General features: G+C 41.4%; 19 protein-coding genes, 1 other RNA gene and 1 riboswitch. Of the genes, 18 read left to right on the top strand and 2 right to left on the bottom strand.

Annotated elements, in window-relative coordinates; translation table 11 throughout:
* Positions 1 to 29: 29 nt before the first annotated feature.
* Positions 30 to 1,328: a phosphopyruvate hydratase gene (eno, locus tag IEU81_RS05135; RefSeq protein ID WP_186090561.1), complete on the top strand. Its 1,299-nt coding sequence runs from the start codon at positions 30 to 32 to the stop codon at positions 1,326 to 1,328.
* Positions 1,329 to 1,760: 432 nt separating this feature from the next.
* Here the strand turns inward: eno and IEU81_RS05130 are convergent, their stop codons facing one another.
* Positions 1,761 to 2,663, bottom strand: coding sequence for a nuclease-related domain-containing protein (locus IEU81_RS05130; RefSeq protein ID WP_092597101.1), 903 nt, complete (start codon positions 2,661 to 2,663; stop codon positions 1,761 to 1,763).
* A gap of 197 nt (positions 2,664 to 2,860) precedes the next feature.
* On the opposite strand from IEU81_RS05130, the gene secG reads away from it, so the two are divergent.
* The 15 genes from secG to IEU81_RS05055 all read left to right on the top strand — a co-directional run bounded on the left by secG (position 2,861) and on the right by IEU81_RS05055 (position 13,673).
* Complete coding sequence (gene secG / locus IEU81_RS05125) at positions 2,861 to 3,091, top strand: preprotein translocase subunit SecG (RefSeq protein WP_092597104.1); 231 nt, start codon at positions 2,861 to 2,863, stop codon at positions 3,089 to 3,091.
* Between the two features lie 130 nt (positions 3,092 to 3,221).
* Positions 3,222 to 3,971 carry an alpha/beta hydrolase gene (locus IEU81_RS05120; RefSeq protein ID WP_186090560.1) on the top strand — a complete coding sequence of 250 codons (750 nt, stop codon included), beginning with the start codon at positions 3,222 to 3,224 and terminating at the stop codon, positions 3,969 to 3,971.
* Positions 3,972 to 3,992: 21 nt separating this feature from the next.
* On the top strand, positions 3,993 to 6,284 hold the full coding sequence (gene rnr / locus IEU81_RS05115) for a ribonuclease R (RefSeq protein WP_186090559.1): 2,292 nt from the start codon (positions 3,993 to 3,995) through the stop codon (positions 6,282 to 6,284).
* A gap of 6 nt (positions 6,285 to 6,290) precedes the next feature.
* Positions 6,291 to 6,761 carry an SsrA-binding protein SmpB gene (gene smpB, locus IEU81_RS05110; RefSeq protein ID WP_092597113.1) on the top strand — a complete coding sequence of 157 codons (471 nt, stop codon included), beginning with the start codon at positions 6,291 to 6,293 and terminating at the stop codon, positions 6,759 to 6,761.
* Between the two features lie 70 nt (positions 6,762 to 6,831).
* Positions 6,832 to 7,192, top strand: a transfer-messenger RNA (tmRNA) gene (gene ssrA, locus IEU81_RS05105).
* Between the two features lie 131 nt (positions 7,193 to 7,323).
* Complete coding sequence (locus IEU81_RS05100) at positions 7,324 to 7,524, top strand: CsbD family protein (RefSeq protein WP_092597116.1); 201 nt, start codon at positions 7,324 to 7,326, stop codon at positions 7,522 to 7,524.
* A gap of 88 nt (positions 7,525 to 7,612) precedes the next feature.
* The gene (locus IEU81_RS05095; RefSeq protein WP_092597119.1) at positions 7,613 to 8,020 is read left to right on the top strand and encodes an Ohr family peroxiredoxin; all 408 of its coding nucleotides are present in this window, start codon (positions 7,613 to 7,615) and stop codon (positions 8,018 to 8,020) included.
* 332 nt (positions 8,021 to 8,352) lie between these two features.
* Positions 8,353 to 9,069, top strand: coding sequence for a type I 3-dehydroquinate dehydratase (gene aroD / locus IEU81_RS05090; RefSeq protein WP_186090558.1), 717 nt, complete (start codon positions 8,353 to 8,355; stop codon positions 9,067 to 9,069).
* Positions 9,070 to 9,284: 215 nt separating this feature from the next.
* Positions 9,285 to 9,641 (top strand): Spx/MgsR family RNA polymerase-binding regulatory protein, encoded by a 357-nt coding sequence (locus IEU81_RS05085; RefSeq protein WP_186090557.1) that lies wholly within the window; start codon positions 9,285 to 9,287, stop codon positions 9,639 to 9,641.
* 67 nt (positions 9,642 to 9,708) lie between these two features.
* Entirely contained in the window at positions 9,709 to 10,089 is a 381-nt protein-coding gene (gene gcvH / locus IEU81_RS05080; RefSeq protein ID WP_092597130.1) for a glycine cleavage system protein GcvH, read from the top strand.
* Between the two features lie 96 nt (positions 10,090 to 10,185).
* Positions 10,186 to 10,593, top strand: a complete 408-nt coding sequence (locus tag IEU81_RS05075) for a toprim domain-containing protein (protein ID WP_186090555.1) — start codon at positions 10,186 to 10,188, stop codon at positions 10,591 to 10,593.
* On the top strand, positions 10,544 to 10,858 hold the full coding sequence (locus IEU81_RS05070; protein WP_176760606.1) for a thioredoxin family protein: 315 nt from the start codon (positions 10,544 to 10,546) through the stop codon (positions 10,856 to 10,858). Before IEU81_RS05075 ends, IEU81_RS05070 begins: the two co-directional genes overlap by 50 nt.
* 41 nt (positions 10,859 to 10,899) lie before the next feature.
* Positions 10,900 to 10,999: riboswitch (SAM riboswitch) on the top strand.
* Between the two features lie 82 nt (positions 11,000 to 11,081).
* Complete coding sequence (locus tag IEU81_RS05065) at positions 11,082 to 12,104, top strand: methionine ABC transporter ATP-binding protein (protein WP_186090554.1); 1,023 nt, start codon at positions 11,082 to 11,084, stop codon at positions 12,102 to 12,104.
* Positions 12,101 to 12,793 carry a methionine ABC transporter permease gene (locus tag IEU81_RS05060; RefSeq protein WP_092597142.1) on the top strand — a complete coding sequence of 231 codons (693 nt, stop codon included), beginning with the start codon at positions 12,101 to 12,103 and terminating at the stop codon, positions 12,791 to 12,793. Before IEU81_RS05065 ends, IEU81_RS05060 begins: the two co-directional genes overlap by 4 nt.
* Positions 12,794 to 12,830: 37 nt before the next feature.
* The gene (locus IEU81_RS05055; protein WP_092597146.1) at positions 12,831 to 13,673 is read left to right on the top strand and encodes a MetQ/NlpA family ABC transporter substrate-binding protein; all 843 of its coding nucleotides are present in this window, start codon (positions 12,831 to 12,833) and stop codon (positions 13,671 to 13,673) included.
* 127 nt (positions 13,674 to 13,800) lie between these two features.
* On the opposite strand, the gene cyoE is transcribed toward IEU81_RS05055, so the two are convergent.
* Positions 13,801 to 14,706 (bottom strand): heme o synthase, encoded by a 906-nt coding sequence (gene cyoE, locus IEU81_RS05050; RefSeq protein ID WP_092597148.1) that lies wholly within the window; start codon positions 14,704 to 14,706, stop codon positions 13,801 to 13,803.
* Between the two features lie 167 nt (positions 14,707 to 14,873).
* Between cyoE and IEU81_RS05045 the strand changes: the two genes are divergently transcribed.
* Positions 14,874 to 15,230 carry a DUF4870 domain-containing protein gene (locus tag IEU81_RS05045; RefSeq protein ID WP_186090552.1) on the top strand — a complete coding sequence of 119 codons (357 nt, stop codon included), beginning with the start codon at positions 14,874 to 14,876 and terminating at the stop codon, positions 15,228 to 15,230.
* Positions 15,231 to 15,347: 117 nt separating this feature from the next.
* Positions 15,348 to 15,692: a DUF4870 domain-containing protein gene (locus IEU81_RS05040; protein WP_092597154.1), complete on the top strand. Its 345-nt coding sequence runs from the start codon at positions 15,348 to 15,350 to the stop codon at positions 15,690 to 15,692.
* Positions 15,693 to 15,773 lie beyond the last annotated feature (81 nt).

The raw sequence follows: 15,773 nt of genomic DNA, 5'->3' as shown, positions 1-15,773 counted from the left end.
GAACTTAACTAATGAAGGAGTAGGATGACATGCCATTAATTACAGACGTATATGCACGTGAAGTTTTAGACTCTAGAGGAAACCCGACAGTTGAAGTTGAAGTGCTGACAGAAAGCGGAGCTTTCGGCCGGGCACTGGTTCCTTCAGGCGCTTCTACAGGGGAATACGAAGCGGTAGAACTTCGTGATGGTGATTCATCACGCTTCTTAGGCAAAGGTGTAGAGCAGGCAGTAGAAAATGTAAACGGAATTATTGCACCGGAATTAATCGACGGAGAATTCTCAGTTTTAGAACAAGTCTCAATCGATAAAATGCTGATTCAGTTAGACGGTACAAAAAATAAAGAAAAACTCGGTGCCAATGCAATTCTTGGTGTTTCAATCGCTGTAGCAAAAGCAGCAGCAGATATTCTCGGCCAGCCTTTATATAAATACTTAGGCGGATTTAATGCAGTTCAGCTGCCAGTGCCGATGATGAACATTATTAACGGCGGCGAACATGCTGACAACAGCATCGATATTCAGGAATTCATGATTATGCCTGTAGGTGCTGCAACATTTAAAGAAGCACTCCGCATGGGAACTGAAATTTTCCATCACCTGGCTAAAGTATTGTCATCTAAAGGTTACAGCACTGCAGTCGGTGACGAAGGCGGCTTCGCACCTAACCTTAAATCGAACGAAGAAGCATTGGAAGTTATCGGTGAAGCTGTTGCAGCAGCAGGCTATGAACTCGGTTCGGATATCGTGCTCGCTATGGACGCTGCCTCAAGTGAATTCTTTAACGCAGAGACACGCAACTATGAGTTAAAAGGTGAAGGCAAAACTTACTCATCTGAAGAACTCGTGGACTGGTATGGCGAACTTGTATCTAAATATCCAATCATTTCTATCGAAGACGGTTTAGACGAAAACGACTGGTCAGGCACTAAACTTCTGACAGACAAAATAGGCGATAAAGTCCAGCTCGTCGGTGATGATTTATTTGTTACCAATACTGAGAAATTAGTACAGGGCATCGAACAAGGTGTCGGCAACTCAATTCTTGTTAAAGTAAACCAGATCGGTACGCTGACAGAAACATTCGAAGCGATCGAAGTTGCCCAGCGCGCAGGATATACAGCAGTGATTTCACACCGTTCAGGTGAAACGGAAGATACAACAATCGCTGACATCGCAGTCGCAACAAACGCCGGCCAAATCAAAACCGGTGCACCGTCACGCACGGACCGCGTCGCTAAATACAACCAGCTCCTCCGCATCGAAGACGAATTATATGAAACAGGCACATACAAAGGCCTTGCTTCATTCTATAACTTAAATAAATAAGTGATGGAACGTTTGAAACCCCTCTGATGAGGGGTTTTTCTTATTTTGATAGGTGTGTGGGTGAGCAAGGTGTGTCGAAAATCGGCGACCTTGCTCATAAATGATGCGCAAGTGAGCAAGGTGTGTCGAAAATCGGCGAGCTTGCTCATAGTTGGTGCGAAAGTGAGCAAGGTGTGTTGAAAATTGGCGACCTTGCTCATATATGATGCAAAAGTGAGCAAGGGGAGTCGAAAACTGGCGACCTTGCTCATAAATGATGTGAAAGTGAGCAAGGGGAGTCGAAAACTGGCGACCTTGCTCATAAATGATGTGAAAGTGAGCAAGGGGAGTCGAAAACTGGCGACCTTGCTCACGCAATAATTAAGAGTATAAGAGCAATTCATAATAAACGAAATTGCTCGCAGAAATGCAATTTTTGTATATAGGAAATTTTTATAATAAGATCCTCCCGTCACGTTTATATCGGCGAATTGTGGAACTGCTAACAGCTCCTCCGCTAAAGGCAGAAATTCTGGCAGGAGAGACCTCCCATGATTCGTTTAGTGTCTTCAATTCATCAATAAGGACCAGTATCACTTCGAGAACAGTAAATTCTTTAGTGCATGAAGAGCAGCAATACTTGTATGGATTAACGCGTTCCAGCTCCGCAGTCGAATCGCACCGATAACAAAAAACGCCGCAGCGGAGCGCCTCAAAACTAACATTTGCCGGCAGATCGTACATTGATTTAACGAGGCGGCGGCTGTCGAGATAATCAACGACACTGCTTTGGTCATAACGATTGGAAACACAAATTTTAGCGAGCCGCCGCCCCATATTGCTCGGCACGATCAAATTTTTCAAATTGGGCATGTTGTAGATGGTCTGCTGAGGGTTCACAAATACGAGATGAGAAATGACTTCGTAGTTAAAACCGCCGTCTCGAATTAGAAAATTAAGCGACGACCGCTGCCGGTTGACTTGCATGCTTAAGTCTTTATATTCGCTGCCGCCGGTGAAGTGCCAGTTTTTCGATCCGTATATTAAATCAAAAGCAAAGTTTTTCACTTCAAAGGTGTAAATGCGGTCACCGGCGGCGAGTACGTTATCAATCTGCACTTCGCTCGATCCGCTGACGACCTTTGTTAAATCTCGTGCGTCATCATTTTTAAAACGAAAGTCCTTAAGATGATAGACGTCCAGCCCGCTGACATAAGCATCTAGAATTTTATCGAATTCAAGCTCGCCGGCATAACCGCGGCTCAGTTTCTCCTTTTCTTTTTCTTCGGTCTCACCGAGTGTCGATCGCTGCTCCAGTATTTGTAATTGTTTGAGTTTTAAAGGTATTTTACGCATGTCTAAAATATAAGAGCAAAATGAATTATCTCCAAACAGCAAAAATTTAAAAATTGCAGCACGGTAATTACAAATTTCAGCAAATAGAATGTCGTACCTAATGTAACAACTGTATTACAAAACATCTGATTAGATTGCTTATATACTAAATTTTTGGTACTATTTATACTGTTAATATAAATCGGAGGGGTATCTTCATGCAGACACTACTCATCGTTCTGTTGATTATCGTGTGTATATCGCTTATTGCTGTAGTGTTACTACAATCCGGGAAAAGTGCCGGTCTGTCAGGAGCTATCAGCGGGGGTGCTGAGCAAATGTTCGGCAAGCAAAAAGCGCGCGGTATGGACTTGATCTTACATAGAGCAACTGTAATTTTAGCTATATTGTTCTTTTTGATTATGCTTTTACTGACATACTTAGGTTAATACGATAAAAGGTGGGCCTGAATCCGATTAATCCCGGATTTAGGCTCTTTTTTTATGTTTAGGACGATGATTCTTTAGAATAATCGCTTTTTAGCGTACAATAAAAGTAACAATACTTTGAGGTGACCTCATGAATTTTAAACTGCCTGAAACATTTTATTTTAAAGCGGACAGCGGCGATTCAGCAGTCCTTCTGCTGCACGGATTTACCGGTAATACTTCTGATGTCAGACAGCTCGGCCGCTATCTTCAGAAAAAAGATATGACATCGTACTCGATAAACTACGAAGGCCATGCCGAGCATCCAAGGAAGATTACTGAGTCCACACCGTTCATCTGGTATAAACAAGTCGTTGAAGCCTACGACTTTTTACGGGATGAAGGTTTTGATCATATCTTTGTGTCGGGAGTATCGCTGGGCGGTGTGATGGCGCTTAATTTAGCCACAGAACGCGATGTTACCGGTATCGGAACGATTTGCAGCCCGATGGTTTTAAAAGATGCTGAGACATTATATGGTCAATTTATCGTCTATGCTAAAAAATATTTGAAGATGTTTGAAAAACTTGAACCTGATGAAATTGAAGAAGAAATTGAGTCCTTTGAAATGACTGCTGTATTTGATGATATCAGTACGTTTATTAAAATGGTAAAAGGGAAATTAGAGGATATCAATGTGCCTTTATATGTCGCCCAGGCTGAGCATGATCAAGTCATTGATCCCGCCAGCGCCCGCATTATTTATAATCATGCCGGCACGGATGACAAAAAGATTAAGTGGTACGATAAAGGCGGCCACGTATTAACAATAGATGAATCAAAGGAAGAACTATTTGAAGATATATATAACTTTATTAAAACAGACAGCTTGCAGTACTAAATACAGATATGGAGGATTACAATGAGAGACTTTAAAGAAGAAATATTAGCCATTGTAAACAGCAGTGACTACAAACCGATGACAATTGATGATTTTAAAGAATCTTTTGGAGCGGATGACTCGGACGAATTCAAAGATATGGTGAAAACTTTAGTCTCTCTTGAAGAATCCGGCAAAATATACCGCACGAAGAAAGATAAATATATTAAAGTGCCTGACTCAAACAGAGTGAAAGGGACTTTATCTATGCACAAAAGAGGTTTCGGTTTCCTGCGCCCTGAAGAGGAAGAAGTCGAAGACGTATTCATTCCGCCGACAGCTGTAAACGGCGCCCTGGACGGGGACACGGTACTTGTTGAAGTAGAATCGAGCTCGCGCGGAGATAAAACAGAAGGTCACGTGATCAGTATTATCGAGCGCGGCGTGACGAAATTGGTCGGGGAATACAATGCTAATAAAAACTACGGCTTTGTTGTGCCTGATTCAAAAACTTTTAAAACGGATATCTTTATTCCGCGGGATAATAATCTCGGGGCGATAGACGGCCACAAAGTACTCGTAGAAATTACAAAATTCCCGGAAGGTCCGGACCAGGGCAGCCCTGAAGGGCATGTGATTCAAATTCTCGGCCACAAAAATGACCCTGGTGTAGATATTCTGTCGATTATTTACCAGCACGGCATCGACATCGACTTCCCGGACGAAGTGCTGGAACAGGCAGAAGCGGTACCTGAAGTGATTGATCAGGATGAAACGAAAGGCCGTGTTGACTTAAGGAATGACTTTACTATTACGATTGACGGCGCAGATGCTAAAGACCTGGACGATGCTGTCGGTGTTAAAACACTGGAAAACGGCAACTATGAATTAACGGTCAGTATCGCAGACGTCAGCCATTATGTAACTGAGAACTCTGCAATCGATAAAGAAGCGTATCACAGAGGAACAAGTGTCTATCTGGTTGACCGGGTTATACCAATGATTCCCCACCGTTTATCGAACGGGATTTGTTCACTTAATCCAAACGTCGACCGTCTGACGCTGAGCTGCCGTATGGAATTTACACCGGGCGGCAAGGCAATCAATCATGAAATATTCGAAAGTGTGATTAATTCTGACTATCGTATGACATACGGCGACGTTAATCTGATGCTGGAAGATAAAGACGAGATCGTAATTAATGAATATAAAGAAGTCTATCAGCCGCTCTTAGAAGCAGAAGCACTGGCAGCTGCACTGCGTAAAAAACGCGAACAGCGCGGTGCGATTGATTTTGACTTCGATGAAGCCGCAGTCGTTGTCGGTGACGATGGTACGCCTGAAGATATCGTACTTAGAAACCGCGGTACCGGCGAAAAAATGATTGAAGAATTCATGCTCGCAGCGAACGAATCTGTTGCCGAGCACTTCCATTGGATGGATGTGCCGTTTATGTACAGAATTCACGAAGAACCAAAAGAAGAAAAACTGAATAAATTCTTCGACTTCTTAACTGGTTTCGGTGTGGTTGTTAAAGGTAAAGGCAATCAAATTCATCCGCACGCTTTGCAGGAGATTATTGAAGAGGTCAAAGGACGCCCGGAAGAGATGGTAATTTCTACTCTGATGCTGCGTTCAATGCAGCAGGCGAAATATTCACCTGAGTCACTGGGTCACTTCGGTCTGTCGACGGAGTTTTATACTCACTTTACGTCGCCAATCCGCCGTTATCCTGACTTAATTGTTCACCGGTTAATTAGAGAGTATCTCTTTAAAGGGAAGACCGATGCGAAAACGATCCGCCGCAACAAGAGCGAATTGCCTGAAATTGCTAAGCATACTTCAGAGAGAGAACGCCGCGCCCAGGAAGCTGAGCGCGACACAGATGATCTGAAGAAAGCGGAGTTTATGATGAAACATGTCGGAGAAAAATTCGAAGGTGTGGTTTCAGGTGTAATGAACTTCGGTATGTTTGTAGAACTGCCGAATACGATAGAAGGTCTGATTCACGTCAGTCATATGACGGACGATCATTACAACTTTAATGAACGTGCAATGGCAATGATCGGCGAACGCACAGGAACGATGTTCCGTATCGGTGACAAGGTTGAGATTGAGGTGCTTGGTGTTAATCTTGATGAACGTTTAATCGACTTTAAAGTCGTCGGCATGCCTGAAAGAAAACGCCAGGAACGAAGAAAAGCACCTGTAGAAATTAAAGGCAATAAAAAAGAAAAGACACGCTCACGTGAAAAGAAAGGCAGCTTTAATAAAGGCGGAGGTAAAAAACCTTTCTATAAATCAGTGGCGAAAAAAGGTAAAGGAAAGAAGTAGAGGCTTATGAGCAAAGGCAACCAGAAAACAAAGCCGCTCGCACAAAACCGCAAAGCGAGTCATGATTACTCGATCGATGACACGCTTGAAGCAGGTATTGTGCTCCGCGGTACAGAAATTAAATCGATCCGGCGCGGATCGGCAAACTTAAAAGACTCGTATGCGCGTATTTACCAGGACGAAATGTTCGTTTACAATATGCATATTGCACCGTACGAAGAGGGCAACCGTTTTAACCATGAACCCCTTCGTACACGCAAGCTGCTGCTGCACCGCAAGGAGATTAATAAGCTCCGCGGACATATGCAGGAGCCGGGGAATGCGATCATACCGCTGAAATTGTATATTAAAAACGGCATGTGCAAAGTCCTTTTAGGCATTGCGACCGGTAAGAAAAAATACGATAAGCGCCAGGATTTGAAGAAAAAACAAATGAAACGCGAGATTGACCGTGCAATGAAAGAACAGTTCCGTTAATTTGGCAACGGGTTTTTATCGTGTTATAATATATAATGCTCGGTGAAATACACCAGTATTTAATTAATCCGGGGACGTTCCGGATTCGACAGGGGCTATTCGGGCATTTTAAGCGTGTCGGAGGTTTCGGCTTCGTCATCAACGATACTCAGTTATAATAACTGGCAAACAAAACAACTTCGCAGTAGCTGCCTAAGCGCACTCTGCATCATCCCATGAGCTTTCCTATGGCCCGTGACGATGATCCAACTATAATAGGATACGCTCCTTAGTCTGCGGTCGGAAGACTGGGAGAAGAGATTAATCGGACTAGCATGGAATGAGGTTCGTTCATTACCATCATCCATGTGAAACTTAATAATGAACTACACACGTAGAAAGAAATGTTGCGAGGTCTCTGGACGCGGGTTCAACTCCCGCCGTCTCCATATTTTATAATCCAGCCCAAATACGGGCTGGATTTTTTCTATGAAAAATTTGAATTTTATGTTTAAGATAAATTTGACTGGGAATATATGAACTGTACACAAAATAATAATTATTTATTAAGGAGTGTTTTGGAATGGCTGAAGAAAAAGACAGCAAATTAGAACAAGCAAAAGGTAACATTAAAGAGACAGTTGGTAATGCAACGGGAGATAAAGAGACTGAAAAAGAAGGCAAACAAGAAAAACTTGCTGGTAAAGCGAAAGAATATGTAGAAAAAGGCAGCGACAAAGCAAACGATGCAATTGATAATCTGTCTGACAAATTTAAAAAATAATATTTCTTAAAATGGAGCTGCGCTTTGTGTAGCTTCATTTTGTGCTTAAAAATGCATGGAGTGTATAAATTTTTAGGAGGAAGTTATAATGGCAGTTAAATATGAAATTAGTGCAGTAAACACAGGCGGCAGAAAAGGTCATGTTGCAACAGAGGATAAAGCAATTGATTCACCGGTAATTCCGCCGGATCAAGACGGTGAAGGGGTTAACCCAGAGCAGTTATTCGCTGCAGGTTACGCATCATGCTTTAACGGTGCATTTGATTTAATGATTAAAAAAGGCGGCGTTAGAGACGCAGAGCCGGAAGTGAATCTGACTGTACGTCTGGAAGAAGACGGTGAAGGTGTTAAGCTAGGCGTAGATATTAAAGCTAAAGTTAAAAACATGTCTCAGGAAGACGCTGAGAAATATTTAGAACAAGCGCATGATTTCTGCCCATATTCTAAAGCAACACGCGGTAACATCGATGTTGATTTATCAGTAGAGGTTGTTTAATAGAATAATGATTTGATTAAAAGAGCCTGCGGGCTCTTTTTTTATTGGTGCTTTTGGAGCCGCCTGGCCAATGAGCATCCCTGATTGTCCGGGTAAGGCCTCTAATCAGCCAATGAGCTTTTCTCATTGTCCGAGTAAGGCCCCTAGTGAGCCAATGAGCATCCCTCATTGTCCAGGTAAGGCCTCTAGTCAGCCAATGAGCGCACCTCATTGTCCAGGCAGGCACCAATTTTCATCTTTTCCAAAAACTTAAGACAGAATCCTGAAGCGGTTTATGATATTATTGTTGTGAATTGTTATCTACTACTTGGAAAGCACAAAGGGGAAGACTTATGAATACAACGAAAATTGTCGTCACATTTACGGGTCACAATGACGACGAGATTAATGCAGAAATACGAGCGGCGAAAGAGAATATTAACGATTTTGATATCGTGGAAATACGCGGTGATGTGTTCGATGCTCTAAACCGGGAGGATCATGCTAAAAATGTCAGATCTATCATCGATGTGTTCAAACCGCTGAATAAGGAAATTATATATACATACCGTACGGCGAAAGAGGGCGGCAGCGGTTCTAAGACAACTGTTGAGTACGAAGCGCTGCTGAATGCAATTTGCACACTTATGGACATTGACTATATCGACATTGAAGTGAATTCAGGTGATAAAATCATCGCTTCCGTTACAAAAACAGCTGCAGAGCATAATGTGAAGCGCCTGCTGAGTCATCATGATTTTAAACAGACGCCGGATACTGACGGGATTTTATCAGTCTTTAAGAAAATGGATGATATTGGCGGTGAATTATATAAGGCGGCCTTCTTCCCGCAGTCATCAGAGGATGTCGATCATGTCACTTCAGCGGTAGAGCAGGCTAAAGTTCTATATGGTCATAAGGTCATCGGGATCTCCATGGGCGAGCTTGGAAAAGAGACGCGCACTGCTTTAGGTGAAAAATCGTCGGCTTTGACTTACGGATTCATTATGAGGGATGCGGCGCCCGGTCAGATTCACGTATCTGAACTGCGTCAAAAATTGACGCATTAGTTCGTAAATAATTCTTTACATTGTCTTAATGTGAGGATAATAAAGTCATGATAATCTAAATTACAGAAGATATAAATACAACAACTCTTCTCCCCAGCCCCTGTGCCCAAAACCTCCCCCAAAGGTTTTGGGCTTTTTTCATTTTTATTTTGTATAAATGTCTATATCTGGGGTATTATAAATGTAAGAATGATTTCTTATTCAGGAGGAGAACTATGATTACATTTTATGAATATCCGAAATGCACGACTTGCCGCAAAGGCAAAAAATTTCTAACAGAAAATGACCTCGATTTTACTGTTATAGATATGGTAAAGCACGTTCCTTCAAGAGATACACTAAAGGGAATTCTCGATAAGTCATCTCACTCAATCGATGACTTTTTTAACACACGCGGGACTAAATTTAAAGATCTTGGCTTAAAGGAGAAGCTTCCTGAACTGAGTGAAGAAGAAAAATTAGAGTATTTATCAAGTGACGGCATGCTGATAAAACGCCCAATTGTTGTGCTTGATGATGAGGTGTTATTAGGCTTTAAAGAAGAAACTTATAAAAATACATTATTGAAATAATTCCGCTTGCTTAAATCATGTTAGTTATGTAACAATGAATATGATAAGTTAAAAGGGAGGTTTTAGCGTGTCATTACCACAAGATTTAAAGTACAGTGAAGATCATGAATGGATTAAAGTTGATGGAAATACTGCAACGATTGGTATTACAGATTTTGCACAGTCTGAACTTGGAGATATCGTATTCGTCGAACTTCCAGAAGAAGGCGACGACATCTCTACAGGTGATTCATTCGGCAGCGTAGAATCAGTGAAAACTGTTTCTGAACTTTATGCACCAGTGTCTGGTAAAGTTGTTGCTGTTAATGAAGAGCTTGAAGACAGTCCGGAATTAGTTAATGAAAATCCGTACGAAGGTGCTTGGATGCTGAAAGTTGAAATTTCAGATGCAGGTGAATTGGATAATCTTCTTGATGCTGCTGCTTACCAGGCGGTTATCGAAGGATAAATGTGAACTCTGGACTCTGTCCGGAGTTTTTTTTAAAGCCAAATATTTATTGCTTAAAGTGAATTTGTATTAAAAATTTAACTAAGGGTGATACGAATGAATCTTTCTGATAAAGTACTCATTGTCGAAGGCAAAACTGATAAGGGCAGACTGGAAGAAGTGCTGGTGGAGCCAGTGCAGATTATATGCACGTTCGGCACGATGGGAATTTCAAAATTAGACGAAATCATCGAACAGCTTGGTGATTCTCAAATATTTATTTTATCCGATGCGGATAAAGAAGGAAGAAAAATTCGTAAATGGTTTAAAAAACATTTAAGTGAGAGTACTCATATTTATATAGATCCTAAATTTGGCGAAGTCGGCCGCTGTCCGCATGACTACCTGGCAAACCTCTTATTGCGCCACGGCTTTTATGTCGACAACAGCTTAATTATGAAAGGTAAGTTTTATCGTGAAGGAAACAATTTCAACGGAAGATATATTAAAGAATATACAGGATAAAGACCGGTATATTATATTCGGCTATGCAACGATGTGCAAAACGTGTGATATTTCAGAGACCATGCTGCAAGTCGTGACTGAAACGAAGCAGCTGTCCTACGAACGGATTAATTTGAATTATTACAAAGGGCTGATTGATCAGTATCAGATTCGTTCTGCACCGGCCCTGCTGCTGTTTAAAAAGGGCAAACTGGTCCAGGAAGTATACGCCTTCCAATCCGTTACTTATTTAAACGAAGTGCTGGAAGATTTCCTTGTTGACTAATATTGAATAGTCTGATAATATGAATTTCAATCGAATAGAAACTCTTATCAAGAGTGGTGGAGGGATGTGCCCTAAGAAGCCACGGCAACCGTCATTGTGACAAGGTGCCAAATCACTGGATTTAAAATCCAAAGATGAGAGGCCGAATGAACGTTAGAAAGCCTACTCATTTTTGGAGTAGGCTTTTTTAATTTTTCCGTTAAATAAGAAAGGGAAATTTATTATGATAGATATTAGTAATGTCAGTAAAATATTTAAAACTAAAAACCAGAATATCACTGCTGTAGATAACGTGGAATTGAACGTTAAAGCAGGAGAGATCTTTGGCGTTATCGGATATTCAGGCGCCGGCAAATCGACTTTAATCAGACTCTTGAACGGTCTGGAGCAGCCGTCTGAAGGGACCGTCACCGTCACAGGTGATGAAATCAGCAAGATGACGATGAAGGAGCTGAGAAAAAAACGCCAGAAAGTCTCGATGATATTCCAGCATTTTAACTTGCTGTGGTCACGGACAGTAGCAGAAAATATCAGCTTTCCTTTAGAAATTGCCGGCGTACCGAAAAAAGACCGCGAGGCGCGCGTTGCAGAACTGATTAGACTGGTTGGACTTGAAGGCAGGGAAAACAACTACCCAAGTGAATTGTCAGGCGGTCAGAAACAGCGTGTCGGTATTGCCCGGGCTTTATCGAATGAACCTGAAGTACTTTTATGTGATGAGGCAACGAGCGCGCTCGACCCGGAAACGACTGATGAAGTGCTGGATCTACTCGTCGATATTACAAAAACAATGAATTTAACAATTGTTTTAATTACTCATGAAATGCATGTCATCAGAAAAATATGCGACCGCGCTGCGGTCATGGAAAACGGTAAAGTTGTAGAAGTCGGACCTGTAATAGAGTTATTCCAAAATCCGCAGTCGGAAGTCACGAAACGCTTTGTTAAAGATGATATTTCAGATGACGATCACACCGTGGCAATGGATGAAATTAAGCAGGCATTCCCGACGTCGACAATCGTTAAACTGACATTTGTCGGCACGCAGACAAAATCGCCGATTGTTTCTGAAGTGATTAGAAATTACAGCCTCGACATGAATATTCTGTCCGGAAATATAAAGCAGACGAATCAGGAATCGTACGGTCACCTGTTTATCGCACTCGATATTAATCAAGAGACGCTCGAAACGATTACTGAAGAATTTGCGAGACACGATGTCACACTGGAGGTTGAGAGTCAATGAATGAATTTATAACAACTCTTAAAGAAATGTTCACTTTCGAAAATGTGAAGTGGGAAGATGTGCTTGAAGCGACTTATGAAACGATATATATGACGGTCATTGCGACAGTTGTTGCATTTATTATCGGTTTGATTTTGGGAATTATTCTCTTTATGTCGAAGAAAAGCAGCAATGCAGTGTCAGCACCGGTTTACGGGGCGACGTCCTTTATCGTTAACTTGTTCAGAGCCATTCCATTCATTATCCTGATTATTTTAATCATGCCGTTTACTAAAGCGATTATGGGAACAGTAATGGGATCGAACGGTGCTTTGCCAGCATTAATTATCGGCTCCGCCCCCTTCTTTGCCAGACTCGTTGAAATCGGTTTGAAAGAAATTGACAAAGGTGTGATTGAAGCAGCCGAATCGATGGGTGCCAATACTTGGACACTCATTTGGAAAGTGCTGATACCGGAATCACTTCCAGCACTAATTTCTGGTATTACAGTGACATCAATTATGCTCGTCGGTTCAACTGCAATTGCCGGAGTAATCGGTGCAGGCGGGCTCGGTAATCTTGCGTATATGGTCGGTTTTACCCGAAACCAGCCGGACGTCACACTTGTTGCAACAGTAGTTATTCTGATCATCGTTTTTATCATCCAGATTATTGGAGACTTTACATCAAGAGCAGTCGATAAACGCTGATTATCAAATATAAAACAATATGAAAAGAGGCCATTGCATGAAGAAATTATTTAGTTTTGTTACTCTATTTGCACTCGTGTTAGTATTAGCAGCTTGCGGAAATGAATCTGAGTCATCTGACTCAGCAGAAGGCGGCGCAGAAGGTGAACCGGCTGAAATTACAGTTGCAGCATCACCGGCACCGCACGCTGAAATTTTAGAAAAAGCAGCTGAGATCTTAGCTGAAGAAGATTTGACTGTTAATGTTGAAATCGTTAACGACTACACAACGCCAAACAGACTGTTATCAGATGAAGAAGTAGATGCTAACTTTTTCCAGCATACACCATATTTAGACGGTGAAGTAGAATCACACGGCTACGACCTGACTAGCATCGGCAACGTACATATCGAGCCAATGGCAGTATATTCAAACGACTACGAGTCACTGGAAGACATCCCGGACGGCTCGACAATTCTCGTATCAAATAACCCGGCCGAAGAAGGACGCTTCCTGTCATTCTTCGTTAATGCAGGCTTAGTTGAAATCGAAGAAGGCATCGACATTCAAGATGCAACATTTGATGATATTACAGAAAACCCGCACAACTTCGAGTTCGACAACAATACAGCACCTGAGCTGTTAGTCAGCATGTACGAAAATAATGAAGCACCGGCAGTCATTATCAATGCTAACTTTGCAATCGACGCTGGCTTAAACCCTGTTGAAGATTCAATCGTCGTTGAAGACGGAGAATCACCTTACGCTAACCTTATCGCGGTAAGATCAGGTGATGAAGAACGCCCTGAACTGCAAAGATTAATCGAAGTGCTTCAATCTGAAGAAATTACACAGTTTATCGAAGAAGAATACGGCGGTACGATTATACCGGCTGAATAAGATGATGAAAAAGCACCCTGCGGGGTGCTTTTTTTGTTTCATTCATAATGAAAACCATACCCGAATTATCTAGCTTGCCCTACAGCTAAAAAAAGAACGGCCGACATTTGGCCGTTCTTAAAAAGAGTTATATTGTCAGGACAATCATTAACATGAATAACACTATTAAATAGATTAATGAGTATTTCAGATTAATATTGGCCCAGCGTTTTTTATCTTGAATAGTGCAGCCCCGAATCGACAGCAGAATCCAGCCGACAGTCAAAAGCATTGATACAATAAAGAATATCCAGCCGAAGGTGCCGAGTAAAACGAATGGAACTGGCAGCAGGGCAATAACGTAGTACAGGTTTTGCCTGACTGTTGCGTTAACCCCAATAACGACCGGCAGCATTGGCACGCCGGCACGTGTGTAATCTTCAAGTCGTTTAATCGCAATCGCCAGCGTATGGGGGATTTGCCATATAAATAATATATAAAAAAGTGATACAGGGATGACATGATTTGCTGGTGCAATCGCAGCCCAGCCGATCAGCGGTGTAAAGGAACCTGAAATGCTTCCGATGATCGTATTAATCGTGTATCTCCTCTTGGACCAAAAGGTATATAAGACAACATAGAAAAACCAGCCTAAAAATGAATACAATGCAGCTTCAAGTGTTGTAAACATCATCATGAGCATACCGGCAGCAGTAGTAATAATTGCAGCGGTCAAAACACCTTTTAATGTAAAGGAACCGGTAACGGTCGGCCGGCGCCGGGTACGGTCCATTTTTTTATCGAGGTCGTGTTCAAACCAGTTGTTAAACATAAGGGCGCCGGAAATGACCAGCGTGCTGCCGATCATGGTTAATACGAACAGCAGCCAGTGATCTGAAAAACTTTCATTATTAAAATGCAGTGCCAGCCAATAGGCGGTAAAGACAGGAAGTACATTCGCGACGAGTACTTTGCCTTTAAGTAAATACTTTATATCCGTAAAAAAATTTATAAGTTTAGATGCAGTATCAGAAGATTCGTTATGTGTTTTCAAAAAATTCCCTCGCAAGTATTATAATCGTCGTAATCGTGTACAGTACATTATACCAGTAGGCCCAGATTAGCGAAATGTATGAAATCATAGTTTTTGTGAATTTCAAATGTTTTTGCCTCTAAAATACAGGGTACTAATAGTACTAACAAATAAAGGAGAGTGTTTTCATGGCTCAGGAAGATTGGCAGGATTACAATTTAGTTCATGGCGGATTTGATAAAACGCTAGTCATTATCACGTATGTTTTAATGTTCTTTACTGCTGTAATCGGACCGCTGATTGTATGGGCAATTAAAAAAGATGATGACCCTGCAACAGAAGCAGCTTTACGAAACCTCGTTAATTTTGGTATCTCGTATACTATTTATTTAATTATTTCAGGCTTGCTGACAGTTATACTGATTGGCTATATACTGACTCCGGCAGTTACTGTCGCATTTTACATTTTCATTATTATAGGCATTGTTAAATCATCGGACGGTGAAATATACAAAGCGCCGTTTACGATTGATTTTATAAAATAATACCCCTTTGCCAGACAGCAGATGCTGTCTGGTTTTTTACTCCAAATATTTGTTCTGGTTGATTAGAAATGTTATGATTAAAGTGTAATTTAACTCTGTAAAAGAGGAGGAAATCTAATGAATGAATTTAACAATGAAAACAGAAATGGTTTTGACAGCACCTTAGTTCTCGTCTCATATATAATCTCTCTATTTACAGCGGTAGTCGGCCCGCTTTTAATATGGGCGTTGAAAAAGGATGATGATCCTGCAACGGCTACGGCACTGCGTGATGTGGCAAACTTTGGATTATCGTACACAATTTACATGTTCGTTGCCTGGTTAACGTCGGTTATACTAATCGGTTTTGTAATTGGCCCGATTGTGACAGTGGTGTTTTACGTATTTGCGATTATCGGGATCGTTAAAGCGATTAACGGTAATGCGTATAAGCCCCCGTTTACAATTGATATCTTTAAATAAGTAAAGAAATTTTACACTTCTAAATGATATAAAAGTCATTTAGAAGTGTTTTTTTCTTTTTATAAGTTTTATCTTTTTCAA

It is taken from the genome of Jeotgalicoccus aerolatus, assembly GCF_014635205.1.
GTDB classification, from domain to species: Bacteria; Bacillota; Bacilli; order Staphylococcales; family Salinicoccaceae; genus Jeotgalicoccus; species Jeotgalicoccus aerolatus.
The sequence above is the reverse complement of the archived record's forward strand: the minus strand, read 5'-3'. Positions and strand labels throughout refer to the sequence as shown.

What these genes read in the sequence shown, in the direction of transcription:
- eno (WP_186090561.1), top strand. Translation starts at nt 30, where the DNA reads ATGCCATTAATTACAGACGTATATGCACGTGAAGTTTTAGACTCTAGA.
- IEU81_RS05130 (WP_092597101.1), bottom strand. Translation starts at nt 2,663, where the DNA reads ATGCGTAAAATACCTTTAAAACTCAAACAATTACAAATACTGGAGCAG.
- secG (WP_092597104.1), top strand. Translation starts at nt 2,861, where the DNA reads ATGCAGACACTACTCATCGTTCTGTTGATTATCGTGTGTATATCGCTT.
- IEU81_RS05120 (WP_186090560.1), top strand. Translation starts at nt 3,222, where the DNA reads ATGAATTTTAAACTGCCTGAAACATTTTATTTTAAAGCGGACAGCGGC.
- rnr (WP_186090559.1), top strand. Translation starts at nt 3,993, where the DNA reads ATGAGAGACTTTAAAGAAGAAATATTAGCCATTGTAAACAGCAGTGAC.
- smpB (WP_092597113.1), top strand. Translation starts at nt 6,291, where the DNA reads ATGAGCAAAGGCAACCAGAAAACAAAGCCGCTCGCACAAAACCGCAAA.
- IEU81_RS05100 (WP_092597116.1), top strand. Translation starts at nt 7,324, where the DNA reads ATGGCTGAAGAAAAAGACAGCAAATTAGAACAAGCAAAAGGTAACATT.
- IEU81_RS05095 (WP_092597119.1), top strand. Translation starts at nt 7,613, where the DNA reads ATGGCAGTTAAATATGAAATTAGTGCAGTAAACACAGGCGGCAGAAAA.
- aroD (WP_186090558.1), top strand. Translation starts at nt 8,353, where the DNA reads ATGAATACAACGAAAATTGTCGTCACATTTACGGGTCACAATGACGAC.
- IEU81_RS05085 (WP_186090557.1), top strand. Translation starts at nt 9,285, where the DNA reads ATGATTACATTTTATGAATATCCGAAATGCACGACTTGCCGCAAAGGC.
- IEU81_RS05075 (WP_186090555.1), top strand. Translation starts at nt 10,186, where the DNA reads ATGAATCTTTCTGATAAAGTACTCATTGTCGAAGGCAAAACTGATAAG.
- IEU81_RS05065 (WP_186090554.1), top strand. Translation starts at nt 11,082, where the DNA reads ATGATAGATATTAGTAATGTCAGTAAAATATTTAAAACTAAAAACCAG.
- IEU81_RS05060 (WP_092597142.1), top strand. Translation starts at nt 12,101, where the DNA reads ATGAATGAATTTATAACAACTCTTAAAGAAATGTTCACTTTCGAAAAT.
- IEU81_RS05055 (WP_092597146.1), top strand. Translation starts at nt 12,831, where the DNA reads ATGAAGAAATTATTTAGTTTTGTTACTCTATTTGCACTCGTGTTAGTA.
- IEU81_RS05045 (WP_186090552.1), top strand. Translation starts at nt 14,874, where the DNA reads ATGGCTCAGGAAGATTGGCAGGATTACAATTTAGTTCATGGCGGATTT.
- IEU81_RS05040 (WP_092597154.1), top strand. Translation starts at nt 15,348, where the DNA reads ATGAATGAATTTAACAATGAAAACAGAAATGGTTTTGACAGCACCTTA.